Here is a 17,151-nt window from a genome sequence, read left to right on the forward strand (position 1 = left end):
GGGCGGAGCCCCCCACATCGGGGGTCCGGGGGTCGCCCCCGGGTCAACATGACGAGGAGTCCCGGTCCGCGCTCTCCGCGGACACAGGACCCCCAACTCCGAGTGGGCGATACTGGGATTGAACCAGTGGCCTCTACCGTGTCAAGGTAGCGCTCTCCCACTGAGCTAATCGCCCGTTTCCGTTGCCTCCGGGGGAGGTACGGCGTTGAGGTGGAGACGGGATTTGAACCCGTGTACACGGCTTTGCAGGCCGTTGCCTCGCCTCTCGGCCACTCCACCAGAATGAGACCTTCTGGTTCACAGCCTGAAAGGCCCCTCAGAGCGGAAGACGGGATTTGAACCCGCGACCCTCACCTTGGCAAGGTGATGCTCTACCCCTGAGCCACTTCCGCGTGCGCCTTGCGGCGATGAGGAAGACTTTAGCGTGTCGGGGGCCGTTCCCCAAACCGGGTTTCGGGGCGGGTCGGGCCGGGATGGTTCGGCGGGCGTCGAAGGGTCGGGCGCCTAGGGTCGTCCCATGGGCTCGGAACATGGCGTGAGCGCGGACTTCGCGCCGGTGGCGGCGCTGCTGGCGGATCGGGCGCGGGCGGCGATGCTGACGGCGCTGCTGGACGGGCGGCCGCTCGCGGCGGGGGAGCTGGCGCGGGCGGCGGGGGTGAGCGCGCAGACGGCGAGCGCGCATCTAGGGCGGCTGCTGGACGGCGGGTTCGTGACGGTGGTGCAGCAGGGCCGGCACCGGTACTACCGGCTGCGGGGCCGGGAGGTCGCGCACGTCATCGAGGCGCTGTCGCGGATCAGCCCGGCGGCGCAGGTGCGGAGCCTGCGGCAGTCGCGGGACGCGCGGCGGCTGCACGAGGCGCGGACGTGCTACGACCATCTGGCGGGGGCGGCGGGCGTGGCGCTGTTCGCGGCGCTGGTGGACGGCGGCCTGATCGAGCCGGCCGGCGATGCCGCGTTCGAGGTGACGGAGAAGGGCGGGGAGCGGCTGGCCGCGCTGGGCCTGGACGTCGCGGCGCTGCGCCGGGCGCGGCGGAGGTTCGCCTGGCAGTGCCTGGACTGGACGGAGCGGCGCCCGCATCTGAACGGGGCGCTGGGGGCGGCGCTGACCGCCCGGATGATCGAGCTGGGCTGGTTCGAGCGGGGGACGACCCGGCGGGCGCTGGTGGTGACGGAGGCGGGGCTGGCGGGGCTCGCGGATTCGTTCGGCTGCGTCCTGGCCTGACCGTCGCGGCGTTTCGCCCCGGTTCGGCGGGGGTGAGCGCGCGGGGATGCCAGAAGAACTCGAACACCGCGCCCGGTGCGCCGTACTGTGGAGGACCGGGCGGGGGTGGACGCGGGACTCCCGCCGCCCCGCGAACGGCGCGGGACCGGGCCGACGCCGGCTCGGGCTGAGGGGAAGGTGGCTTCCGGTGACGGCGCAGGCCAGGATCTGGCTGAACGGGCAACTGGTGGACCCGGACCGGGCGACGGTGTCGGTCTTCGACCACGGCATGCTGGTCGGGGACGGGATCTTCGAGACGGTGAAGGCGACGAACGGGGTGCCGTTCGCGCTGACCCGCCATCTGCGCCGGCTGGCCCGTTCGGCGGCCGGGCTCGGCCTGCCCGAGCCCGACCACGACGTCCTCGCGCAGGGCGCCCTGGAGGTGCTGGCGGCGGCGCCGAAGTGGCCGCTGGCCCGCATCCGCATCACCTACACGAGCGGCCCGGGCCCGCTGGGGTCGGCGCGCGGCGACGCGGGGCCGACCGTGTCGATCATCGTCGGGCCGCAGGACCCGTTCCCGCCGGCCGCGGACGTGACGGTGGTGCCGTGGCCGCGCAACGAGCGCGGCGCCCTGTCGGGCCTCAAGACGACGTCCTACGCGGAGAACGCCCTGGCCCTCGCCTACGCCAAGGAGCGCGGCGGCGGCGAGGCGATCTTCGCCAACACCGCCGGGAACCTGTGCGAGGGGACGGGCAGCAACGTCTTCGTCGTGCTCGGCGGCCGGCTCGTCACGCCGCCGCTGTCGTCCGGCTGCCTGGCGGGGGTGACGCGCGCGCTGGCGCTGGAGTGGTTCGGCGGCGAGGAGGAGGACCTCGCGCTGGACGACCTGTACCGCGCGGACGAGGCGTTCCTGACGTCCACGACGCGGGACGTCCAGCCGATCCGGGCCGTCGACGGGACGGTCCTGCCGGCCGCCCCCGGCCCCGTCACGGCGAAGGCCATGGAGGCGTTCGCGGCCCGCGCCGCCGAACTCATGGACCCCTGACCGGGGGACGGTTCCCCGAGGCCTTCCGGCCCCGCAGGGCGAGGCATCCCCGGGCGCTCGGCGGGCAGGTCTCCGTGGGCGGAGGGCGGCCGGCCGCCGGCTCGGCCGGTCGAGGACGGGAGGCACGGATGACGGTGCACCGGGGCCGCTGGAGCCTGGAGGACCGGCTCGAACAGGGGCTCCGCGAACTCCCGTTCGACGTGCCGCCGGGCACGGCATCGATCACGGTCGGGCTGTCCCATGAGGGAGGCGTCATCGACCTGGGCTGCCATGGCCCGGGCGGGTTCCGCGGCTGGTCCGGCGGAGCGCGCAGCCGGTACACGGTGAGCGCGGACTGGGCGACCCCCGGGTACCTGCCGGGGGAACTGGAGCCCGGTACCTGGCACGTCTGGCTCGGACTCCACCGCATACCGCCCGATGGTGTTCCGTACGAGGTCACGGTGACCACGTCGACATCGATCCCACCGCGACCGGAGGAGACCCCGCCGCCACGGCCGGAACGTCCTCCTCGTCGTGAACTCCCCGCCCCGGACGGCATGCGCTGGCTCGCCGGTGACCTGCACTCCCACACGGTCCACAGCGACGGAACGCTCACCGTCCACGAACTGGCGTGCCTGGCCGCGTCGCAAGGGCTGGACTACCTCGCGGTGACCGACCACAACACCGTCAGCCACCACCGCGAGCTGCCCGCCGCCGGTGCGCACGCCGGCGTCCTGCTGCTGCCCGGCCAGGAGGTCACCACCGACCTCGGGCACGCGAACGTGTTCGGCGCCACCGGCTGGGTCGACTTCCGCGGGCCGAGCGCCGACTGGGCCTCGTTCGCCGTCGCCCGCGGCGGGCTGATGTCGATCAACCATCCGCTGAGCGGCGACGGCGCCTGGCGCCGCCCGCTGCCGCCGCAGTGGCGGCCGCGGTTCGCCGAGCTCTGGCATGCGTCCTGGTGGGACCGGCGCTGGGGCGCCCCGCTGGCCTGGGCGGAGCTGTGGCGGCCCGGCGGGATCGTCCCGCTCGGCGGCAGCGACTTCCACGACCCGGCCCAGGCCAAGACGCTCGGCGAGCCCTGCACCTGGGTGCTCGCGGAGGGCGGCGACGTGCTCGGCGGCCTGGTCGCCGGGCGGACGGCCGTGTCCGCCGGGCGGGACGCGCCCGTCCTGCTGCGCGTCGAGGACGACCTGGTCGCCGTCGGCGGCGACGGGACCGTGCTCGTCCGGCCGGACGGGCGGCGCGCCGCCGTCCGCGGCGACCGGGTCCGGATACCGGCGGAGCACCGGGGCATGCATCGCCTGGAGAGCCACGAGAACGAGGTGATCGCACTGTGCGGGTAGACAACGCCGAGCGGGCGGCGAGCGCCGAGATCGTCGTCGTGCCGCACACCCACTGGGACCGCGAGTGGTACCTGCCGTTCCAGCGCTTCCGGCTGCGGCTGGTGTCGCTGCTCGACGCCGTCATCGACCGGATGGAGGCCGATCCGCGCTGGCACTTCACGCTGGACGGGCAGATGGCGGCGGTCGACGACTACCTGGAGGTCCGCCCGGAACGGCGCGACCGGGTGGCCGCCCTCGTCCGGGAGGGGCGGCTCGCCGTCGGGCCCTGGCAGATCCTGCACGACGAGTTCCTGTGCTCGGGGGAGAACATCGTCCGGAACCTGGAGCTCGGGATGCGCAGCGCCCAGGAGCTCGGCGCCGCGATGATGGTCGGCTACCTGCCCGACCAGTTCGGGCACTGCGCGCAGATGCCGCAGATCCTGCGGCTCGCCGGCATCGAGCACGCGTGCGTGTGGCGGGGCGTCCCGGACCGGGTCCGGTCCTGCGCGTTCGCGTGGGAGGCGCCGGACGGGACGGCGATCCGCACCCGGTACCTGCCCGAGGGCGGCTACGGCAACGCCGCGTCGATGTTCGAGGAGGCCGGCGGCGCGCCGCCGCCGGCAGCCGGCCGCGTCGCGGGGTTCGCCGAGGCGATGGGCCGCTGGTCCCCGCACGGCGGCCCGCTGCTGGCCATGTACGGCGCCGACCACACCGCGCCCGCGGCCGACCTCGCCGACCGGATCGCCGCCGCCGGGCCCGGCATGCGGCTGGACACCCTCGCCGGCTTCTTCGCGGGGGAGAAGACCGCCATCGACGGGCTGCCGCGCGTCCGCGGCGAGCTGCGCTCGCACGCCCGCGCCAACATCCTGCCCGGCGTGATCTCCGCCCGCGTCCGGCTCAAGCAGCTGATGGGGCGCGCCGAGCGGCGCGTCGAGCGGTACGCCGAGCCGCTCACCGCGCTCTGGTACGCGGGCGACGCGCAGACGTTCCTCGACCTGGCGTGGCGGCGGCTCATCGAGGCGGGCTGCCACGACTCGGTCACCGGCTGCGGCTGCGACGAGACCGCCGAGCAGGTCGCGGCGCACATGGCCGAGGCGGACCAGCTCGGCCGCGCCGTCTGCGACCTCGTCACCGCCGAGCGGGCCGCGTCCGTCCCGCTCGGCTCGCACCTGGTGTTCAACCCGACCCCGGCCCGCCGCACCGGCCTGGTCACCCTGGACGTCCCGTGCGAGGGGGAGCCGGGGCTGGTGACGGGGGACGGGCGGCCGGTGCCCGTGCAGACGATCGACATCGCACCGACGGTGCTGGACGACGCCGTCCACCCGGCCTCCCAGCTGCCGGTCCTGCTGGAGCGGGTGTACGGGCGGGTGCTGTACGGGCAGGAGATCCGCGCCTGGTCGGTGTCGCGGGACGACCGCACGCTGACCTTCCACGTGACCTACCGCGCGGACGTCCCGTTCGACCTCGGCGAGGTGCGGGAGGAACTGCGCGACGCGGAGGGGGAGTGGCGCGTCCGGATCCTGGCGGACCCGCGCCGCACCGTCGCCGCGCTCGTCGATGTGCCGCCGCTCGGGCTGACCACCGTGCGGCCGGTGCCGGCCTCGCGGCCCGAGGAGGGCCCGGTGGCGCTGGAGGGCGGCGTCCTCGACAACGGGCTGCTGCGCGCCGAGGTGCACGCCGACGGCACGCTCGGCCTGCGCACCCCGTCCGGCCACGTCATCGAGGGCGTCGGGCGGATCGTGGACGGCGGTGACCTGGGCGACTCCTACAACTACGCGCCGCCCGCCGACGACCGGATCGTCGGCGATCCGCTCACGGTGCATGTGGAACGCGTGTCGGACGGGCCGCTCGTCGCCGCTTTCGACATCGTCCGGACCTACCGGTGGCCCCGCGGCGGCGACCTGGAGCGCGACGCCCGCTCCGAGGCCGAGGAGGACGTGGCGGTCACCGTCCGCGCCGAGCTGCGCGCCGGCGAGCCGTTCCTGCGGCTGCGCGTCGCGTTCGACAACCGCTGCGACGACCACCGCGTCCGGCTGCACCTGTCGCTGCCGCGCCGGGCGGACTCGTCGTTCGCCGAGGGCCAGTTCGCGATCACCGAGCGGGGGCTGACGGCCGAGGGCGGCTTCGGGGAGCGCCCCGTGCCGACGTACCCGGCGTCCGGGTTCGCCGCCGCGGGCGGCATCGCCGTCCTGCTGGAGCACGCGACCGAGTACGAGATCACCGGCGCCGGCCGGGAGATGGCCCTCACCCTGCTGCGCGCCGTCGGCCACCTGTCCCGGGACCGCAACGCCTACCGGGACCAGCCCGCCGGGCCGCAGCTCCGCACCCCGGGCGCGCAGTGCCGCGGCGAGCGGGCGACCGGGATGGCGGTCCTGCCCTACGACGGCGAACGGCCCGGCGGCGACGTCCTCAAGGCGGCCGAGGCGTACCGGCACGACCTTCTCACCGCCGCCGGTTACGGGCACGCCTCCGCGGCCCCGCCGGCGTCCCGGGAGGGCATCGCGATCTCGGGGGACGGCGTGGTCATGACGTCGCTGCGGGCCCGCGACGGCTGGACCGAGACCCGGATGGCCGCCCAGTGCGCCGAGCCGACCACGGCCGTCCTGCGCGGGGACTTCACCGAGGCCGTCCGCGCCGACCTGCGCGGACGCCCCGGCATCCCGCTCGACGTCCACGCCGGGACGGCCGCGCTGGCGCTGCGCCCCTGGGAGATCGCGACCGTGCGGCTCAGAACGTCCTGACGGCGCCGGGCGTCGTCCCGGGCGTCGTCTCCGGCGTCGTCCGGGGCGGCGTTCCGGCGGTGCGCCTCAGCGGGCGGCCTCGGCGGTGCCGCGCTCGCCCTGCGCCCCGCCGGTCGCCCCGGACGTCCGGACCCGGTGCGGCGCGGGCCCGGCGGTCTCCGCCGGATGCGCGGCGGCCGCCGCCATCGCCGCCCCGACGATCCCCGCGTTGTTCACCAGCCGCGCCGGGACGATCTCCGCGCGCACCCCCTCGATCAGCGGCAGGAAGTGCGCGGACTTGCGGCTCACCCCGCCGCCCACGATGATCAGCGACGGGGAGATCAGCGCCTCCAGGTGCGCCATGTACGCGCCGAGCCGCCGCGCCCACGCGTGCCAGCCGAGGTCCTCCTCGGTGCGCGCCTTCGCGGAAGCGCGCAGCTCGGCGTCCCGCCCGTCGATCTGGAGGTGCCCGAACTCGGTGTTCGGGACGAGCACGCCGTCGGTGAACAGCGCGCTCCCGATGCCGGTGCCGAGCGTGAGCACGACGACGGTGCCGCGCCGGTCGCGTCCCGCGCCGAGGCGCATCTCCGCGACCCCGGCCGCGTCCGCGTCGTTGAGCAGCGTGACCTCCCGGCCGGTGGCGTCCGCGAACAGCGACGCCGCGTCCACCCCGAGCCAGCGCTTGGACACGTTCGCCGCCGACATCGCCACACCGCCGATCACCACGCCGGGGTAGGTGACGCCCACCGGGCCGTCCCAGCCGAAGTGGTCGACGATCCGGGCGATGACCTTCGCGACCGGCTTCGGCCGGGCCGGATGCGGCGTGTCGATCCGGAACCGCTCCCGCGCGAACGCGCCGTCGGACAGATCGACCGGCGCCCCCTTGATCCCCGACCCGCCCATGTCGATCCCGAGCATCTCCCTCGCCATGCCCCCACTCTGCCCGATCTCCGCCCGGACTAAGAGTTCTCGGCGAACTGCAGGCCCACCACACCGATGATGATCAGCCCCAGGAACCCGACGCGGGTCGGGGACGCGCTCTCGCCGAACGCGACCATGCCGACCGCGGCCACGCCGAGCGCCCCGAGGCCGGTGAAGACCGCGTAGGCGGTGCCGACCGGCAGCGTGCGCAGCGACAGCGACAGCACGACCACGCTGAGCAGCGCGACCGCGAGGCCGATGGCGGTCGGCCACGGCTTGGTCAGGCCGTCCGACTCCTTCAGCGCCGTCGCCCACACCAGCTCCATCAGCGACGCGATCAGCAGGAAGACCCACGCCATCAGGCCGCGTACCCCCCGTCGACCGCGATCGCCGTGCCCGTGATGAAGTCGCCTCCCGGGCCCGCCAGATGCGCGACCATCGCCGCGATCTCCTCGGCCCGCGCGTACCGGCCGAGCGCGGTGAAACCCCGCTCGAACTCGGCGTCCGGGGAGTCGGCCGGGTTCATCTCGGTGTCGGTCGAGCCGGGCTGCACGACGTTCGCGGTGATCCCGCGCGGCCCGAGGTCGCGGGCCAGGCCCCGGGTGAGGCCGGTCAGCGCGGACTTGCTCATCGCGTACAGCGTCCACCCCGGGTACGGGACGCGCTCGGCCAGGCTGCTGCCGATGTTGACGATCCGCCCGCCGGGCCCGAGGTGGCGGGCGGCGGCCTGCGCCGTCACGAACGCCGCCCGGACGTGCACGCCGATCGTCAGGTCCAGCTCCTCGGCCGAGACGTCCTCCAGCGGGCCGTTCGGCGCGATCCCGGCGTTGTTGACCAGGATGTCGAGCCGTCCGAACTCGGCGGCGACCCGGTCCACGGCGGCCGCCGCGGCGGCGGGGTCGGCCGCGTCCGCGGCGATCGCCAGCCCGCGCCGGCCCGCCGCCTCGATCTCGCGGACGACCTCGGCGGCCCGCTCCGGGGCCCGCAGGTAGGTCACGGCGACATCCGCGCCGTCCCGCGCGAGGCGCAGCGCGATCGCGGCGCCGATGCCGCGCCCGCCGCCCGTGACCAGGGCCGTCCGTCCCTCAAGCTGTGCGGTCATCCCGTCCTCCAGGTCTAATCGGAAAAGTTTCCGTTTAGGAGAGCATAACTGGAGTATTCTCCGGATACAACGACCGATACGCTGCCGTCTGTGCCGAGAGGGGATCTCATGCGGGAGTTGCGCGTCGTCGGAGGCCCGCCTCCCGAGCGCGCCGACGCCGCGCAGAACCGGCGCCGGATCGTGCGCGCCGCCGCCGAACTGATCGCCCGGCACGGCCCCGAGGCCGTCTCCATGGACGAGGTCGCCCGCGCCGCGGGCGTCGGCGTCGGCACCGTCTACCGGCGCTTCGGCGACCGCGCCCGGCTCGTCTACGCGGTGATCGACGACCGCGAGCGCGGCTTCCAGGACGCGTTCATCCACGGCCCGCCGCCCCTCGGGCCCGGCGCGCCCGCGGCCGAGCGCCTGCGCGCCTTCCTGCACGCGCTCGCCGACCGCACCGAGGCGCAGGCCGACCTGCTGGTCATGGCCGAATCCGGGCCGCCGGACGCCCGCTTCCGGGACGGCTCGTACGCGCTGTACCACCGGCACCTGGCCATGCTCCTCGGCCGGATCCGCCCCGGCGCCGACGCCGCCTACCTCGCCGACGCGCTCCTCGCGCCGCTCGCCGCGAACCTGTTCCTGTACCAGCGGCGGACGCGGGGCATGCCGCTCGGCCGCGTCAAGGCCGGCCTGGACGCCCTGATCGCGGGCCTGATCCCCGGCCTGAACCGGACGGATCATGATCCATCCGGCGAAGGCCTTTAACGGGACCGGGGCCTACCGCCAGACTGGAGGCGTGAACGACTTCGATCTCCTCGTGCTCGGATCCGGCCCCGGCGGGCAGCGCGCGGCCATCGCCGCCGCCAAGCTCGGCCGCAAGGTCGCCATCGTCGACCGTCGCGACATGATCGGCGGCGTCTGCATCAACACCGGGACGATCCCGTCCAAGACCATGCGCGAGGCCGTCCTGTACCTGACCGGCCTCAACCAGCGCGAGCTCTACGGGCAGAGCTACCGGGTCAAGGACGACATCACCGTCGCCGACCTCGGGATGCGGACCCAGCACGTCATCGGCCGGGAGACCGACGTCATCCGCAGCCAGCTCGCCCGCAACCGCGTCACCCTGTTGGCGGGCACCGGGCGGTTCCTGGAGCCCAACACGGTCGGGATCACCGGCACCGGCGACCGGGAGCGGAAGGTCACCGCCGACCGCGTCGTGATCGCCACCGGCACCCGTCCGGCCCGGCCCGACACCGTCGCCTTCGACGACCGGACGATCATCGACTCCGACGGCATCATCAACATGGACCGCATCCCGGAGACCATGGTCGTCGTCGGCGCGGGCGTCATCGGCATCGAGTACGCCTCGATGTTCGCCGCGCTCGGCACCAAGGTCACCGTCGTCGAGCGCCGCGAGCGCATGCTGGACTTCTGCGACCTGGAGATCGTCGAGGCGCTCAAGTACCACCTGCGCGACCTCGCCGTCACGTTCCGGTTCCGGGAGGCGGTCGCGTCCGTCGAGCGGATGCCGAACGGCGCGATCACCGTCCTGGAGAGCGGCAAGCGCATCCCCGCCGACACCGTCATGTACTCGGCCGGGCGGCAGGGCATGACCGACGACCTGTGCCTGGACGCCGCCGGACTCGCCGCCGACCACCGCGGCCGGATCAAGGTCGACGCCGACTACCGCACCGAGGTCCCGCACATCTACGCGGTCGGGGACGTGATCGGCTTCCCGTCCCTCGCCGCCACCTCGATGGAGCAGGGGCGCCTCGCCGCGCACCACGCCTGCGGCGAGCCCGTCTCGGAGATCAACGAGACCCAGCCCATCGGCATCTACACGATCCCCGAGATCAGCTTCGTCGGCCGCACCGAGGACGCCCTCACCGAGGCCAAGGTCCCCTTCGAGGTGGGCGTCTCCCGCTACCGCGAACTGGCCCGCGGCCAGATCATCGGCGACTCCTACGGGATGCTGAAGCTCCTGGTCTCCTCAGAGGACCGGCGGCTCCTGGGCGTCCACGTCTTCGGCACCGGGGCCACCGAGCTCGTCCACATCGGGCAGACGGTCATGGGCTGCGGCGGCACCGTCGACTACCTGGTCAACGCGGTGTTCAACTACCCGACGCTCGCCGAGTCCTACAAGGTCGCCGCCCTGGACGCGATGAACAAGATGCGCCACATCGCCCGCCTGTCCGGCTAGGACGGCCAGAGCAGGTTCTCCAGCTCGGCGTCGATGTCGATGAACTCGGTCTCCTCACCCGCCGGCACCGCCTGGTACGTCCGGTGCAGGAAGTCCGCGAGCGGTGACAGCGGCACCTCGAACAACGCGTCCCCGAACGGGGACGACAGCGCGATGTTGAGCGAGCCGTCGTCGTCGGCGGGCCAGACCTCGACGTCCCCGTCCCCGACCCTGCGCACGATGCCGACCGTGAGGAGCTCCCTGGCGAAGATCCACTCCACCGGCTCGTCGTCGCCCACATAGAAGGCCATCCGGATCGCGTACGGGTCGTCGGCCGCGTACTCGAGCCCGGCGAGCAGGGGGACGGTCGTGCGGTCGGGGACGACGAGACGAAGGCCCAGCTGCGCTGAGACGGTGGAACTGCTGTTCATGGCCATTCCCTCTTACGTCGGTCCCGCTGGCTCGCGGGGTGCTCCGGTCGGGCGGTTACTCCCTCTCACGGACATCCCCGCGATCTATGACGCCTAACTGCCTTATCCCGGCCGAACATTCCGCCGCCCCCGGCACCTGTGACCCATCTCACGGTAGCAAAACCTATGTCTGACCTGCGCAAAGGCCGATCTTGTGGGGGTCTGTCCGGGGTGCCGGGCGCCCTCCCGGCGTCGCCGTAACCATGACATCTGGCTTAAGGTAAATCCGTGGCAATCAATGATGAAAAGGTCGCCCCGCCTCCGGAGGAACCCGGCCTGTTCCACCGCTTCCGCGACCGGGTACGGCGCAACCCGCTGCTGAACACCGCCTGGCGCGCGGGCGTCTTCGCCGTCGGCGCGACCGTCCTCATCGGCGGCCTCGTCATGATGATCACCCCCGGGCCTGGCCTGCTCGGCATCGTCATCGGCCTCGCGATCCTCGCCACGGAGTTCGCCTGGGCCCAGCGCGCCCTGCACCGCGCCAAGACCGCCGCGGACCGCGCCAAGGAGAAGGCCCTCGACCCCCGCAAGCGCCGCCGCAACACCATCCTCGGCGGGGCCACAGCCGTCCTCCTGGCCGCCGCCCTGGCCGGCTACCTGGCCGTCTACGGCCTGACCTTCCCCTGGAAGATCGAAGACCCCACGTTCTGGACCTGACCCCCACGGTCACCTAGCGTAACTATGTGAACAGCATCCGTGACCGGTGGGCGGCCTTCCGCGCGTCCCCGTTCCTCCCGGCCACCATCCTGCTGTTCATCCTCAGCATCGCCGCGAGCCTGTTCGCCGGCTCCTACAGCTACAGCATGGCCAACCCGGAGCCCCGCCACCTGCCCCTGGCCGTGACCGGCCAGGGCAACTCGGCCGCCTTCGTGGACGCCCTCGACCAGCGCCTGAAATCGTCCCTGGTCGTCCACCAGTACCGGACCTACGCCAAGGCCGGTGAAGCCGTCGAAGAACAGCGGGCCTTCGCGATCATCACCCTCACCGGCCCGAACGTCACCCTCGACATCGCCGCCGCGTCCGGCGCCTCCGTCGCCCGCCTCCTGGCCCAGGCGGCCCCCGCCGCGGGCGCCGCCGCCGGCGTCTCCGTCCAGGTCCGCGACATCAAGCCCCTGCAGCCCACCGACCCGCAGGGCCTCGCCATCTTCTACATCTCCCTCGCCGCCGTCATCGTCGGCTTCGTCGGCGCCATCCAGCTCAACGTCCACGCCGCGGCCCTGACCCCCGCCGCCCGCGTCGCCTTCACCGCCGCCTATGCCGTCCTGGGCGGCCTCGCCATCTGCGCCGCCGTAGACACGCTGCTAGGCGTCCTGCACCTCCCCTTCCGGGAGTCCTGGGCCATCTCCTCGCTCACCATGTTCACCAGCGGCATGGTCTTCACGATGTTCAACACCCTCATCGGCCGTTGGGCCATCGCCCCCACCTGGGGCCTCATGGTCCTGCTCGGCAACCCGTCCTCGGGCGGCGCCGTCTCCTGGCCCCTCCTTCCGTCCCTGCTCGGCGCCATCGGCCGCTGGCTCCCGCCCGGCGCCTCCGTGAACGCCCAGCACACCGCCATCTACTTCTACGACCACCAGCGGGCCGAGCCCTTCATCACCCTGGCGGCCTGGGCCCTGGCCTGCACCACCGTCTACCTCATCTGGGAGCACCGCACTCGACGCGCGACCACCTCCCAAGATGCGCTAGAGTTTCCGAAGTCGGAACACCGGGGCGATTAGCTCAGTGGGAGAGCGCTTCGTTCACACCGAAGAGGTCACTGGTTCGAACCCAGTATCGCCCACCCCTTACCCCACAGGCCCTCCCGCACGTAAGCGGCAGGGCCTTCGTGCTTCACTGGGGCAGATCTGGGGCATGATCTTGCCCCACTCCGAATGTGTTCACGAGACCCCCCGCCCCGTCGGTCACTCTCCGTAACAGAAGGCGCGGTGGCCCACCGGTCGGACCACCGCGCGTGTTGTGCCTCCCGAATCAGGCACTTCTCAGGGAGACGACCGATCCGCGTTTCTCCCGCCTTGCGGAGAGCAGGCCCTCCAGCACCGGCAGAGACGAGCCCGGAGCCATATCGGCGCGCTCATCGAGAGCGTCTTCCCAGCGACGCTGAAGTTTCGTCTTCAGTTCGTCGCGCATCGCGTCCGAGACGTGCGTGTACACACCGCGGATGCCCGGCACGATATGCCCTAGCCGGTCGGCCTGGAGAACCTCTGGAACCCCGTCCTCTGCCATCCAGGTTTTGTGGCCATGCCGCAGGCCGTGCGGTGTGAGGTTCTCCAGCAGCGGAAGCCAGCACGCCAACGGTGTTCCGGGCGGAATCGGCTTGCGCCCGCGCCCTTGCGGTGGCTGGAATGGGTGATCCGGCCGGGCGGCCGGCCAGGGTGGCAGCGGCGTTCCCGGCCACTCCGTAGCGTCCACCAGAACCGGACGTCCGTCGCTTTGCCGCTGCCCGGGAAAACGCCCCTGAGCCGCAGGCTGGAACACCCGCCGTGCGTAGTTGCTGCGCCGGTGATGGCCGGTGTCGGATCCGAGGAACAAGAATTCGCCTTTGCTTCCGCACACAGGCCGCCGTCCCGCGCAGGCACATCGACTGGCGCGCTGTACCTGCCGGGAGACGAGACCCGCGAGGAACGGAGGCAGATCGACGGCTCGGTAGGAGTCGTCCTTGGGCGGCGCCATCTCAAGCCGCCCGGAGTACTCCCGCAGTTGCCAGTCGACCTGGACGTGGTCGAGTCGGCAGAACGGCCGCTGCAGCCCCATCACCTCACCCCACCGCATCCCGGTGTAAGCGGTGAGCACGATCAGGACGAAGTCGTCCTCGCGCCCCGACAGCAGCCCGCACCGCTCCGCCAGAAGCAGAACCTGCAGTGGCGTCGCCCATGCCTTCTCCGGACCCCGAGCGCCGTGTGCCCGCCTGGCACGCTTGCGCCCACGCCCCTTGCGCTTCTCGGCGATGTTGACCGGCAGCAGCCCCCCGTCCTTCGCGTCACCCAGGATCGTGCCCAGCATGGATCGCGCATCAGAGGCCGTCCGATGCGAGAACCCTCGCCCGCGAGTCCGCTTCTCCCAAGCCACGATCTCCTCCGGGCTGGTGAAGGTGTTCACGGGCCGACTGCCGAACGCGGGCAGGATGTGGTGGTCGATCAGATACCGGTACTTGAGCTCAGTTGTGGGCTCGATGTCCTGACCGGCCCACCAGAGCTCGATCCAGTCGGCCAGTAACGCGGCCCCCTCGCGGGGTCGTGCCACCTATCTCGTCTTATCTGGGCTTCCTGGTCGTTACCCCAGTTGAGCGCAGCTTGCTTGGTCTCGAAACCTCCCTCCGAGGCCCGTGTCCCATCCGGCCGCTGGTACCTCACCCGCCAGGCCTTGCCGCGCTTCTCTGCGTTCGCCATGGTTCCTCCTTCGTTTTGAGCCCTGGGAGTTGGCGGAACCTAATGCCGGCCCCGCCGGTTTTGATTGACCGGCTGCTTCGCGCCGGCCGTGATGATCGCGGTGATGTCCTGATCGCTGAATCGCAGATGCTTGCCGATGAAGGTGCACGGGATGGCCCGCGCACTGGCCTTCTTGCGCAGCCATGACTCCCGCACCTGCAACAGCGCCGCCGCCTCGGCGGGCGTGTACAACCGGGGATTGACGACCTTGGTCACAACTTTACACGGACTGTAGTCAGCCATGTACAGTCTGGGTAGGCGTGTGTCGCGAGTCGAGGGGTGACGCACCCTGCTTCGGCCTGCGTTCTCGAACCCAATAGCCCAACAAGCCCATGCGTGGGCCAGGTGCGTCCATCTGAATTCGTTTTCCCAAGCTGACAGCGCGGGTTCGATTCCCGTCACCCGCTCCACCGTTTCCCCAGGTCAGAGGCTTGACGACCTCTTAGTGATCTTGTTTCAAGATCACGTGTCAACCAGATGTCAATGAGACCCGATGTGATCATGTGGCATGCGATGCCATGTACGCGGCCTCGGCGGACCACCTGAACCCACCAAAGTGGACATCCGCGTCGCACGGCTCCCCGCTGCTGGGTTTCAGACTCCGAGGCCTGTCGGCTTCGGCGCGCTTGATGCTGGATGGCGTGCGGCTCAGGCGATCAGGAGGCCTGCGCGTCTGGCCAGGCGCCACACGGCACGCCCGCAACCGGCACCACGCGCCAACAGCGTCGGCCTGCCAAGAGCCGGTCGAGCAGACTCCTTCTTCTCGGCTTCGAACTCTTCGCTGGTGACGACACCGGCGTTCACGGAGCTCACTGAGCCGCTTGAGCAATGCCATGACCTTCTCAGACATGGCGCGGCCTGAACCGAGGGTGTCGCCTGCGGGGTGTTTGACTCGGGCACCGCCGGTGGAAAGGAGTATCCGTCGGTGTCGAAGCCGGCGGCCGATTGCGGTAGAGGCCTGGTGTGCTCGAACCGGTGCGTACCGAGATCCCGCTGCTCGTCGAGCCGCCGCTGATGCAAAGCCGCCCGCAGATGGCGCACTACCTGGTTGATCAGCCCGCAGACCTGCACACAATGGAGTCGAACACCGCGGTCTCGCGTGGGCCACCCGCTAAACAAAATCAGTTCCCCTGCAAAGTAATCCGCATCGGCATCTGCTATCGCGTCCCCACAGCCGCACTCCTGGCCGTGCTTGACATCGAGTAGCTATGAAGTAGCGCTACGCCGCCGCTCGGAAATATATGAAGAGGTATGCGTACAGGAGGAGCAGCACGGTCTGACTCGCCCAGGGAACTGGCTGCCGCCCGCGGGCCTCCCGCCGCGTCCTCCGGCTCACTGGCCCGTGCCAGCGTCAGCCGCAGCAGGTCCGGCTCAGCGGCGCCGCCATCCAGCGTCGGGGCGGCCTCGGCGATCGCGTCCTGCAAGAAGCCATCGGGGCGCGCTGCCGCCCCTCCGGTCGAGTTTCTCGATGGTCGGTGGCGGCCAGGCCCTCAGGGCCGTCGGTCCGCATGTCGCGGACCGTCCGTGGAGCGCCGGAACGCGGCAACCGGCCGGGCCTGTTGGCACCATGAATCGCCCTCCAATGACCGGGCGCGGGTAAACGTCCGCAGCCGTCAGTGGTGACCGTTGACCTGGGGCCGAGCGCAATCGGACGAACAAGAACCGGCCGGGGGAGTGGGCCGCCGGCCAGCCATGAAAGCGGGTGGAGGTGAGACGTACCGGGGTGGCGTTCGGCTCAGGCCGATCGGGTTGGCGACTTGCCGCGATCTCGTTTCCCCGCTGATCAAGTCGAGAACAGGTGCGAGCCCGAGACATTCGGCGAGTTCGAATGCCTCGGCAATGCTGTTGACCTGGCCGGCGGGGACACCGGCATTGCTCAGCTTGGTGATCCAGACGGCCTTCGGGGCGGTCGTCAGCAGCCTGTTGAGGAGCTTCACCAAGTCTTGCCGGTTTTCCACGCGCTTCGCATTGGTCGCGTAGCGAGGGTCTTCAGCGAGGTCGGGACGTCCCAGGATTTGCATGAGCGAACTGAACTGTCGGTCGTTTCCCACTGCCAGGACCATGGCGCCGTCACTGGTCTCGAAGACACCGTAGGGGACGATCGACGGATGATCATTGCCGGTGGCAGTCGGTGTTATGCCGCCTTCCACGTAGGCGCTTGCCTGATTCGTCAGCGCCGAGAGGGCGGATGAGAGCAGATTCGCCTCCACACGCTGTCCCTCTCCAGTGCGGCTGCGGTGGCGGAGGGCTGCGAGGATTCCGATGGTGGCGTGCAGACCGGTCACGACATCGATGAGTGCGACGCCGACCTTTGTTGGTGCGGCAGCTTCGCCGGTTATCGACATGAGACCGCTTGTCGCCTGGATCAGCAGGTCGTAGCCGGGCAGCTGGCGACCTCCCTTGGTGCCGAACCCCGTGATGGAGCAGTACACGATCCCGGGGTTCAACTTCCGTGCCGCGTCGTAGCCGAGGCCATGGCGATCCATCGTGCCTGGTCGGAAGTTTTCCACCAGAACGTCACTGGTTCTGACGAGGTCCCGCGCGCGGGCGGCGTCGTCGGCGTCGCGCAGATCGAGTACCACGGACACCTTGTTGCGATTCACGGCTCGAAAGTACGTCGACTCGCCGTCTCGCCACGGCGGGCCCCAGTGCCTGGTGTCATCACCCTGCGGGCTCTCGATCTTGAGCACCTCGGCCCCGAGGTCGGCGAGCAACATGGTCGCGTACGGGGCGGCGAGCACCCTTCCGAAGTCGAGTACGCGGACTCCCTCGAGCGCGGACGTCATCTGTCTTCCTCCCGAGTAC

16 protein-coding genes and 4 tRNA genes are annotated in these 17,151 nt (G+C 71.4%); 10 read left to right on the forward strand and 10 right to left on the reverse strand.

Features of this window, described 5'->3' with window-relative positions; genetic code table 11:
- Window positions 1-103 precede the first annotated feature (103 nt).
- The 3 genes from ABZ806_RS19650 to ABZ806_RS19660 all read right to left on the reverse strand — a co-directional run bounded on the left by ABZ806_RS19650 (window position 104) and on the right by ABZ806_RS19660 (window position 392).
- A tRNA-Val gene (locus tag ABZ806_RS19650) sits at window positions 104-175 on the reverse strand.
- Window positions 176-208: 33 nt separating this feature from the next.
- Window positions 209-279: transfer RNA gene (locus ABZ806_RS19655), tRNA-Cys, on the reverse strand.
- 41 nt (window positions 280-320) lie between these two features.
- A tRNA-Gly gene (locus ABZ806_RS19660) sits at window positions 321-392 on the reverse strand.
- Window positions 393-517: 125 nt separating this feature from the next.
- Here ABZ806_RS19660 and ABZ806_RS19665 point away from each other — a divergent pair.
- From ABZ806_RS19665 to ABZ806_RS19680, 4 genes are all read left to right on the forward strand, one after another.
- Window positions 518-1,222, forward strand: coding sequence for an ArsR/SmtB family transcription factor (locus ABZ806_RS19665; RefSeq protein WP_500218750.1), 705 nt, complete (start codon window positions 518-520; stop codon window positions 1,220-1,222).
- A gap of 187 nt (window positions 1,223-1,409) precedes the next feature.
- A complete protein-coding gene (locus tag ABZ806_RS19670) occupies window positions 1,410-2,246 on the forward strand; it encodes an aminotransferase class IV (protein ID WP_500218751.1) in 837 nt (278 codons plus the stop codon).
- A gap of 128 nt (window positions 2,247-2,374) precedes the next feature.
- The gene (locus tag ABZ806_RS19675) at window positions 2,375-3,571 is read left to right on the forward strand and encodes a CehA/McbA family metallohydrolase (protein ID WP_500218752.1); all 1,197 of its coding nucleotides are present in this window, start codon (window positions 2,375-2,377) and stop codon (window positions 3,569-3,571) included.
- Window positions 3,562-6,291 (forward strand): glycoside hydrolase family 38 N-terminal domain-containing protein, encoded by a 2,730-nt coding sequence (locus ABZ806_RS19680; protein ID WP_500218753.1) that lies wholly within the window; start codon window positions 3,562-3,564, stop codon window positions 6,289-6,291. The genes ABZ806_RS19675 and ABZ806_RS19680 overlap by 10 nt, the downstream gene beginning before the upstream one ends.
- Window positions 6,292-6,357: 66 nt before the next feature.
- Here ABZ806_RS19680 and ppgK read toward each other — a convergent pair whose 3' ends face one another.
- From ppgK to ABZ806_RS19695, 3 genes are read right to left on the reverse strand one after another with little or no spacing between them, the layout of a single operon-like run.
- Window positions 6,358-7,200 (reverse strand): polyphosphate--glucose phosphotransferase, encoded by an 843-nt coding sequence (ppgK, locus tag ABZ806_RS19685; protein WP_500218754.1) that lies wholly within the window; start codon window positions 7,198-7,200, stop codon window positions 6,358-6,360.
- A gap of 29 nt (window positions 7,201-7,229) precedes the next feature.
- On the reverse strand, window positions 7,230-7,550 hold the full coding sequence (locus tag ABZ806_RS19690; RefSeq protein WP_500218755.1) for a DMT family transporter: 321 nt from the start codon (window positions 7,548-7,550) through the stop codon (window positions 7,230-7,232).
- Window positions 7,550-8,293 (reverse strand): SDR family oxidoreductase, encoded by a 744-nt coding sequence (locus tag ABZ806_RS19695; protein WP_500218756.1) that lies wholly within the window; start codon window positions 8,291-8,293, stop codon window positions 7,550-7,552. The genes ABZ806_RS19690 and ABZ806_RS19695 overlap by 1 nt, the downstream gene beginning before the upstream one ends.
- Before the next feature lie 90 nt (window positions 8,294-8,383).
- Here ABZ806_RS19695 and ABZ806_RS19700 point away from each other — a divergent pair, with 90 nt between their 5' ends.
- The gene (locus tag ABZ806_RS19700) at window positions 8,384-9,037 is read left to right on the forward strand and encodes a TetR/AcrR family transcriptional regulator (RefSeq protein ID WP_500218757.1); all 654 of its coding nucleotides are present in this window, start codon (window positions 8,384-8,386) and stop codon (window positions 9,035-9,037) included.
- A 31-nt stretch (window positions 9,038-9,068) separates the two neighbouring features.
- A complete protein-coding gene (sthA, locus tag ABZ806_RS19705) occupies window positions 9,069-10,472 on the forward strand; it encodes a Si-specific NAD(P)(+) transhydrogenase (protein ID WP_500218758.1) in 1,404 nt (467 codons plus the stop codon).
- On the opposite strand, the gene ABZ806_RS19710 is transcribed toward sthA, so the two are convergent.
- The gene (locus ABZ806_RS19710) at window positions 10,469-10,882 is read right to left on the reverse strand and encodes an SsgA family sporulation/cell division regulator (RefSeq protein ID WP_500218759.1); all 414 of its coding nucleotides are present in this window, start codon (window positions 10,880-10,882) and stop codon (window positions 10,469-10,471) included. The genes sthA and ABZ806_RS19710 overlap by 4 nt on opposite strands.
- 267 nt (window positions 10,883-11,149) lie before the next feature.
- On the opposite strand from ABZ806_RS19710, the gene ABZ806_RS19715 reads away from it, so the two are divergent.
- The 3 genes from ABZ806_RS19715 (at window position 11,150) to ABZ806_RS19725 (ending at window position 12,701) form a co-directional block, all read left to right on the forward strand.
- Window positions 11,150-11,578 (forward strand): TIGR02611 family protein, encoded by a 429-nt coding sequence (locus ABZ806_RS19715; protein ID WP_500218760.1) that lies wholly within the window; start codon window positions 11,150-11,152, stop codon window positions 11,576-11,578.
- 26 nt (window positions 11,579-11,604) lie between these two features.
- The gene (locus tag ABZ806_RS19720) at window positions 11,605-12,639 is read left to right on the forward strand and encodes an ABC-2 transporter permease (RefSeq protein WP_500218761.1); all 1,035 of its coding nucleotides are present in this window, start codon (window positions 11,605-11,607) and stop codon (window positions 12,637-12,639) included.
- Window positions 12,630-12,701: transfer RNA gene (locus tag ABZ806_RS19725), tRNA-Val, on the forward strand. The genes ABZ806_RS19720 and ABZ806_RS19725 overlap by 10 nt, the downstream gene beginning before the upstream one ends.
- A 188-nt stretch (window positions 12,702-12,889) precedes the next feature.
- Here the strand turns inward: ABZ806_RS19725 and ABZ806_RS19730 are convergent.
- Together ABZ806_RS19730 and ABZ806_RS19735 are read right to left on the reverse strand one after the other, a co-directional pair.
- Window positions 12,890-14,161, reverse strand: coding sequence for a tyrosine-type recombinase/integrase (locus tag ABZ806_RS19730; protein ID WP_500218762.1), 1,272 nt, complete (start codon window positions 14,159-14,161; stop codon window positions 12,890-12,892).
- 185 nt (window positions 14,162-14,346) lie between these two features.
- Entirely contained in the window at window positions 14,347-14,562 is a 216-nt protein-coding gene (locus ABZ806_RS19735; protein ID WP_500218763.1) for a helix-turn-helix domain-containing protein, read from the reverse strand.
- 747 nt (window positions 14,563-15,309) lie between these two features.
- Here ABZ806_RS19735 and ABZ806_RS19740 point away from each other — a divergent pair.
- The gene (locus ABZ806_RS19740) at window positions 15,310-15,552 is read left to right on the forward strand and encodes a hypothetical protein (protein WP_500218764.1); all 243 of its coding nucleotides are present in this window, start codon (window positions 15,310-15,312) and stop codon (window positions 15,550-15,552) included.
- Between the two features lie 407 nt (window positions 15,553-15,959).
- On the opposite strand, the gene ABZ806_RS19745 is transcribed toward ABZ806_RS19740, so the two are convergent.
- Window positions 15,960-17,132 carry a CaiB/BaiF CoA transferase family protein gene (locus ABZ806_RS19745; protein ID WP_500218765.1) on the reverse strand — a complete coding sequence of 391 codons (1,173 nt, stop codon included), beginning with the start codon at window positions 17,130-17,132 and terminating at the stop codon, window positions 15,960-15,962.
- Window positions 17,133-17,151: the final 19 nt, after the last annotated feature.

The sequence above is a fragment of the Spirillospora sp. NPDC047418 genome, assembly GCF_040643275.1.
Classification (GTDB): domain Bacteria; phylum Actinomycetota; class Actinomycetes; order Streptosporangiales; family Streptosporangiaceae; genus Spirillospora.

Bases quoted from the DNA above. Each gene is read 5' to 3' on its own strand.
- ABZ806_RS19665 (WP_500218750.1), top strand. From the start codon at position 518: ATGGGCTCGGAACATGGCGTGAGCGCGGACTTCGCGCCGGTGGCGGCG.
- ABZ806_RS19690 (WP_500218755.1), bottom strand. From the start codon at position 7,550: ATGGCGTGGGTCTTCCTGCTGATCGCGTCGCTGATGGAGCTGGTGTGG.
- ABZ806_RS19745 (WP_500218765.1), bottom strand. From the start codon at position 17,132: ATGACGTCCGCGCTCGAGGGAGTCCGCGTACTCGACTTCGGAAGGGTG.
- ABZ806_RS19695 (WP_500218756.1), bottom strand. From the start codon at position 8,293: ATGACCGCACAGCTTGAGGGACGGACGGCCCTGGTCACGGGCGGCGGG.
- ABZ806_RS19675 (WP_500218752.1), top strand. From the start codon at position 2,375: ATGACGGTGCACCGGGGCCGCTGGAGCCTGGAGGACCGGCTCGAACAG.
- ABZ806_RS19710 (WP_500218759.1), bottom strand. From the start codon at position 10,882: ATGAACAGCAGTTCCACCGTCTCAGCGCAGCTGGGCCTTCGTCTCGTC.
- ppgK (WP_500218754.1), bottom strand. From the start codon at position 7,200: ATGGCGAGGGAGATGCTCGGGATCGACATGGGCGGGTCGGGGATCAAG.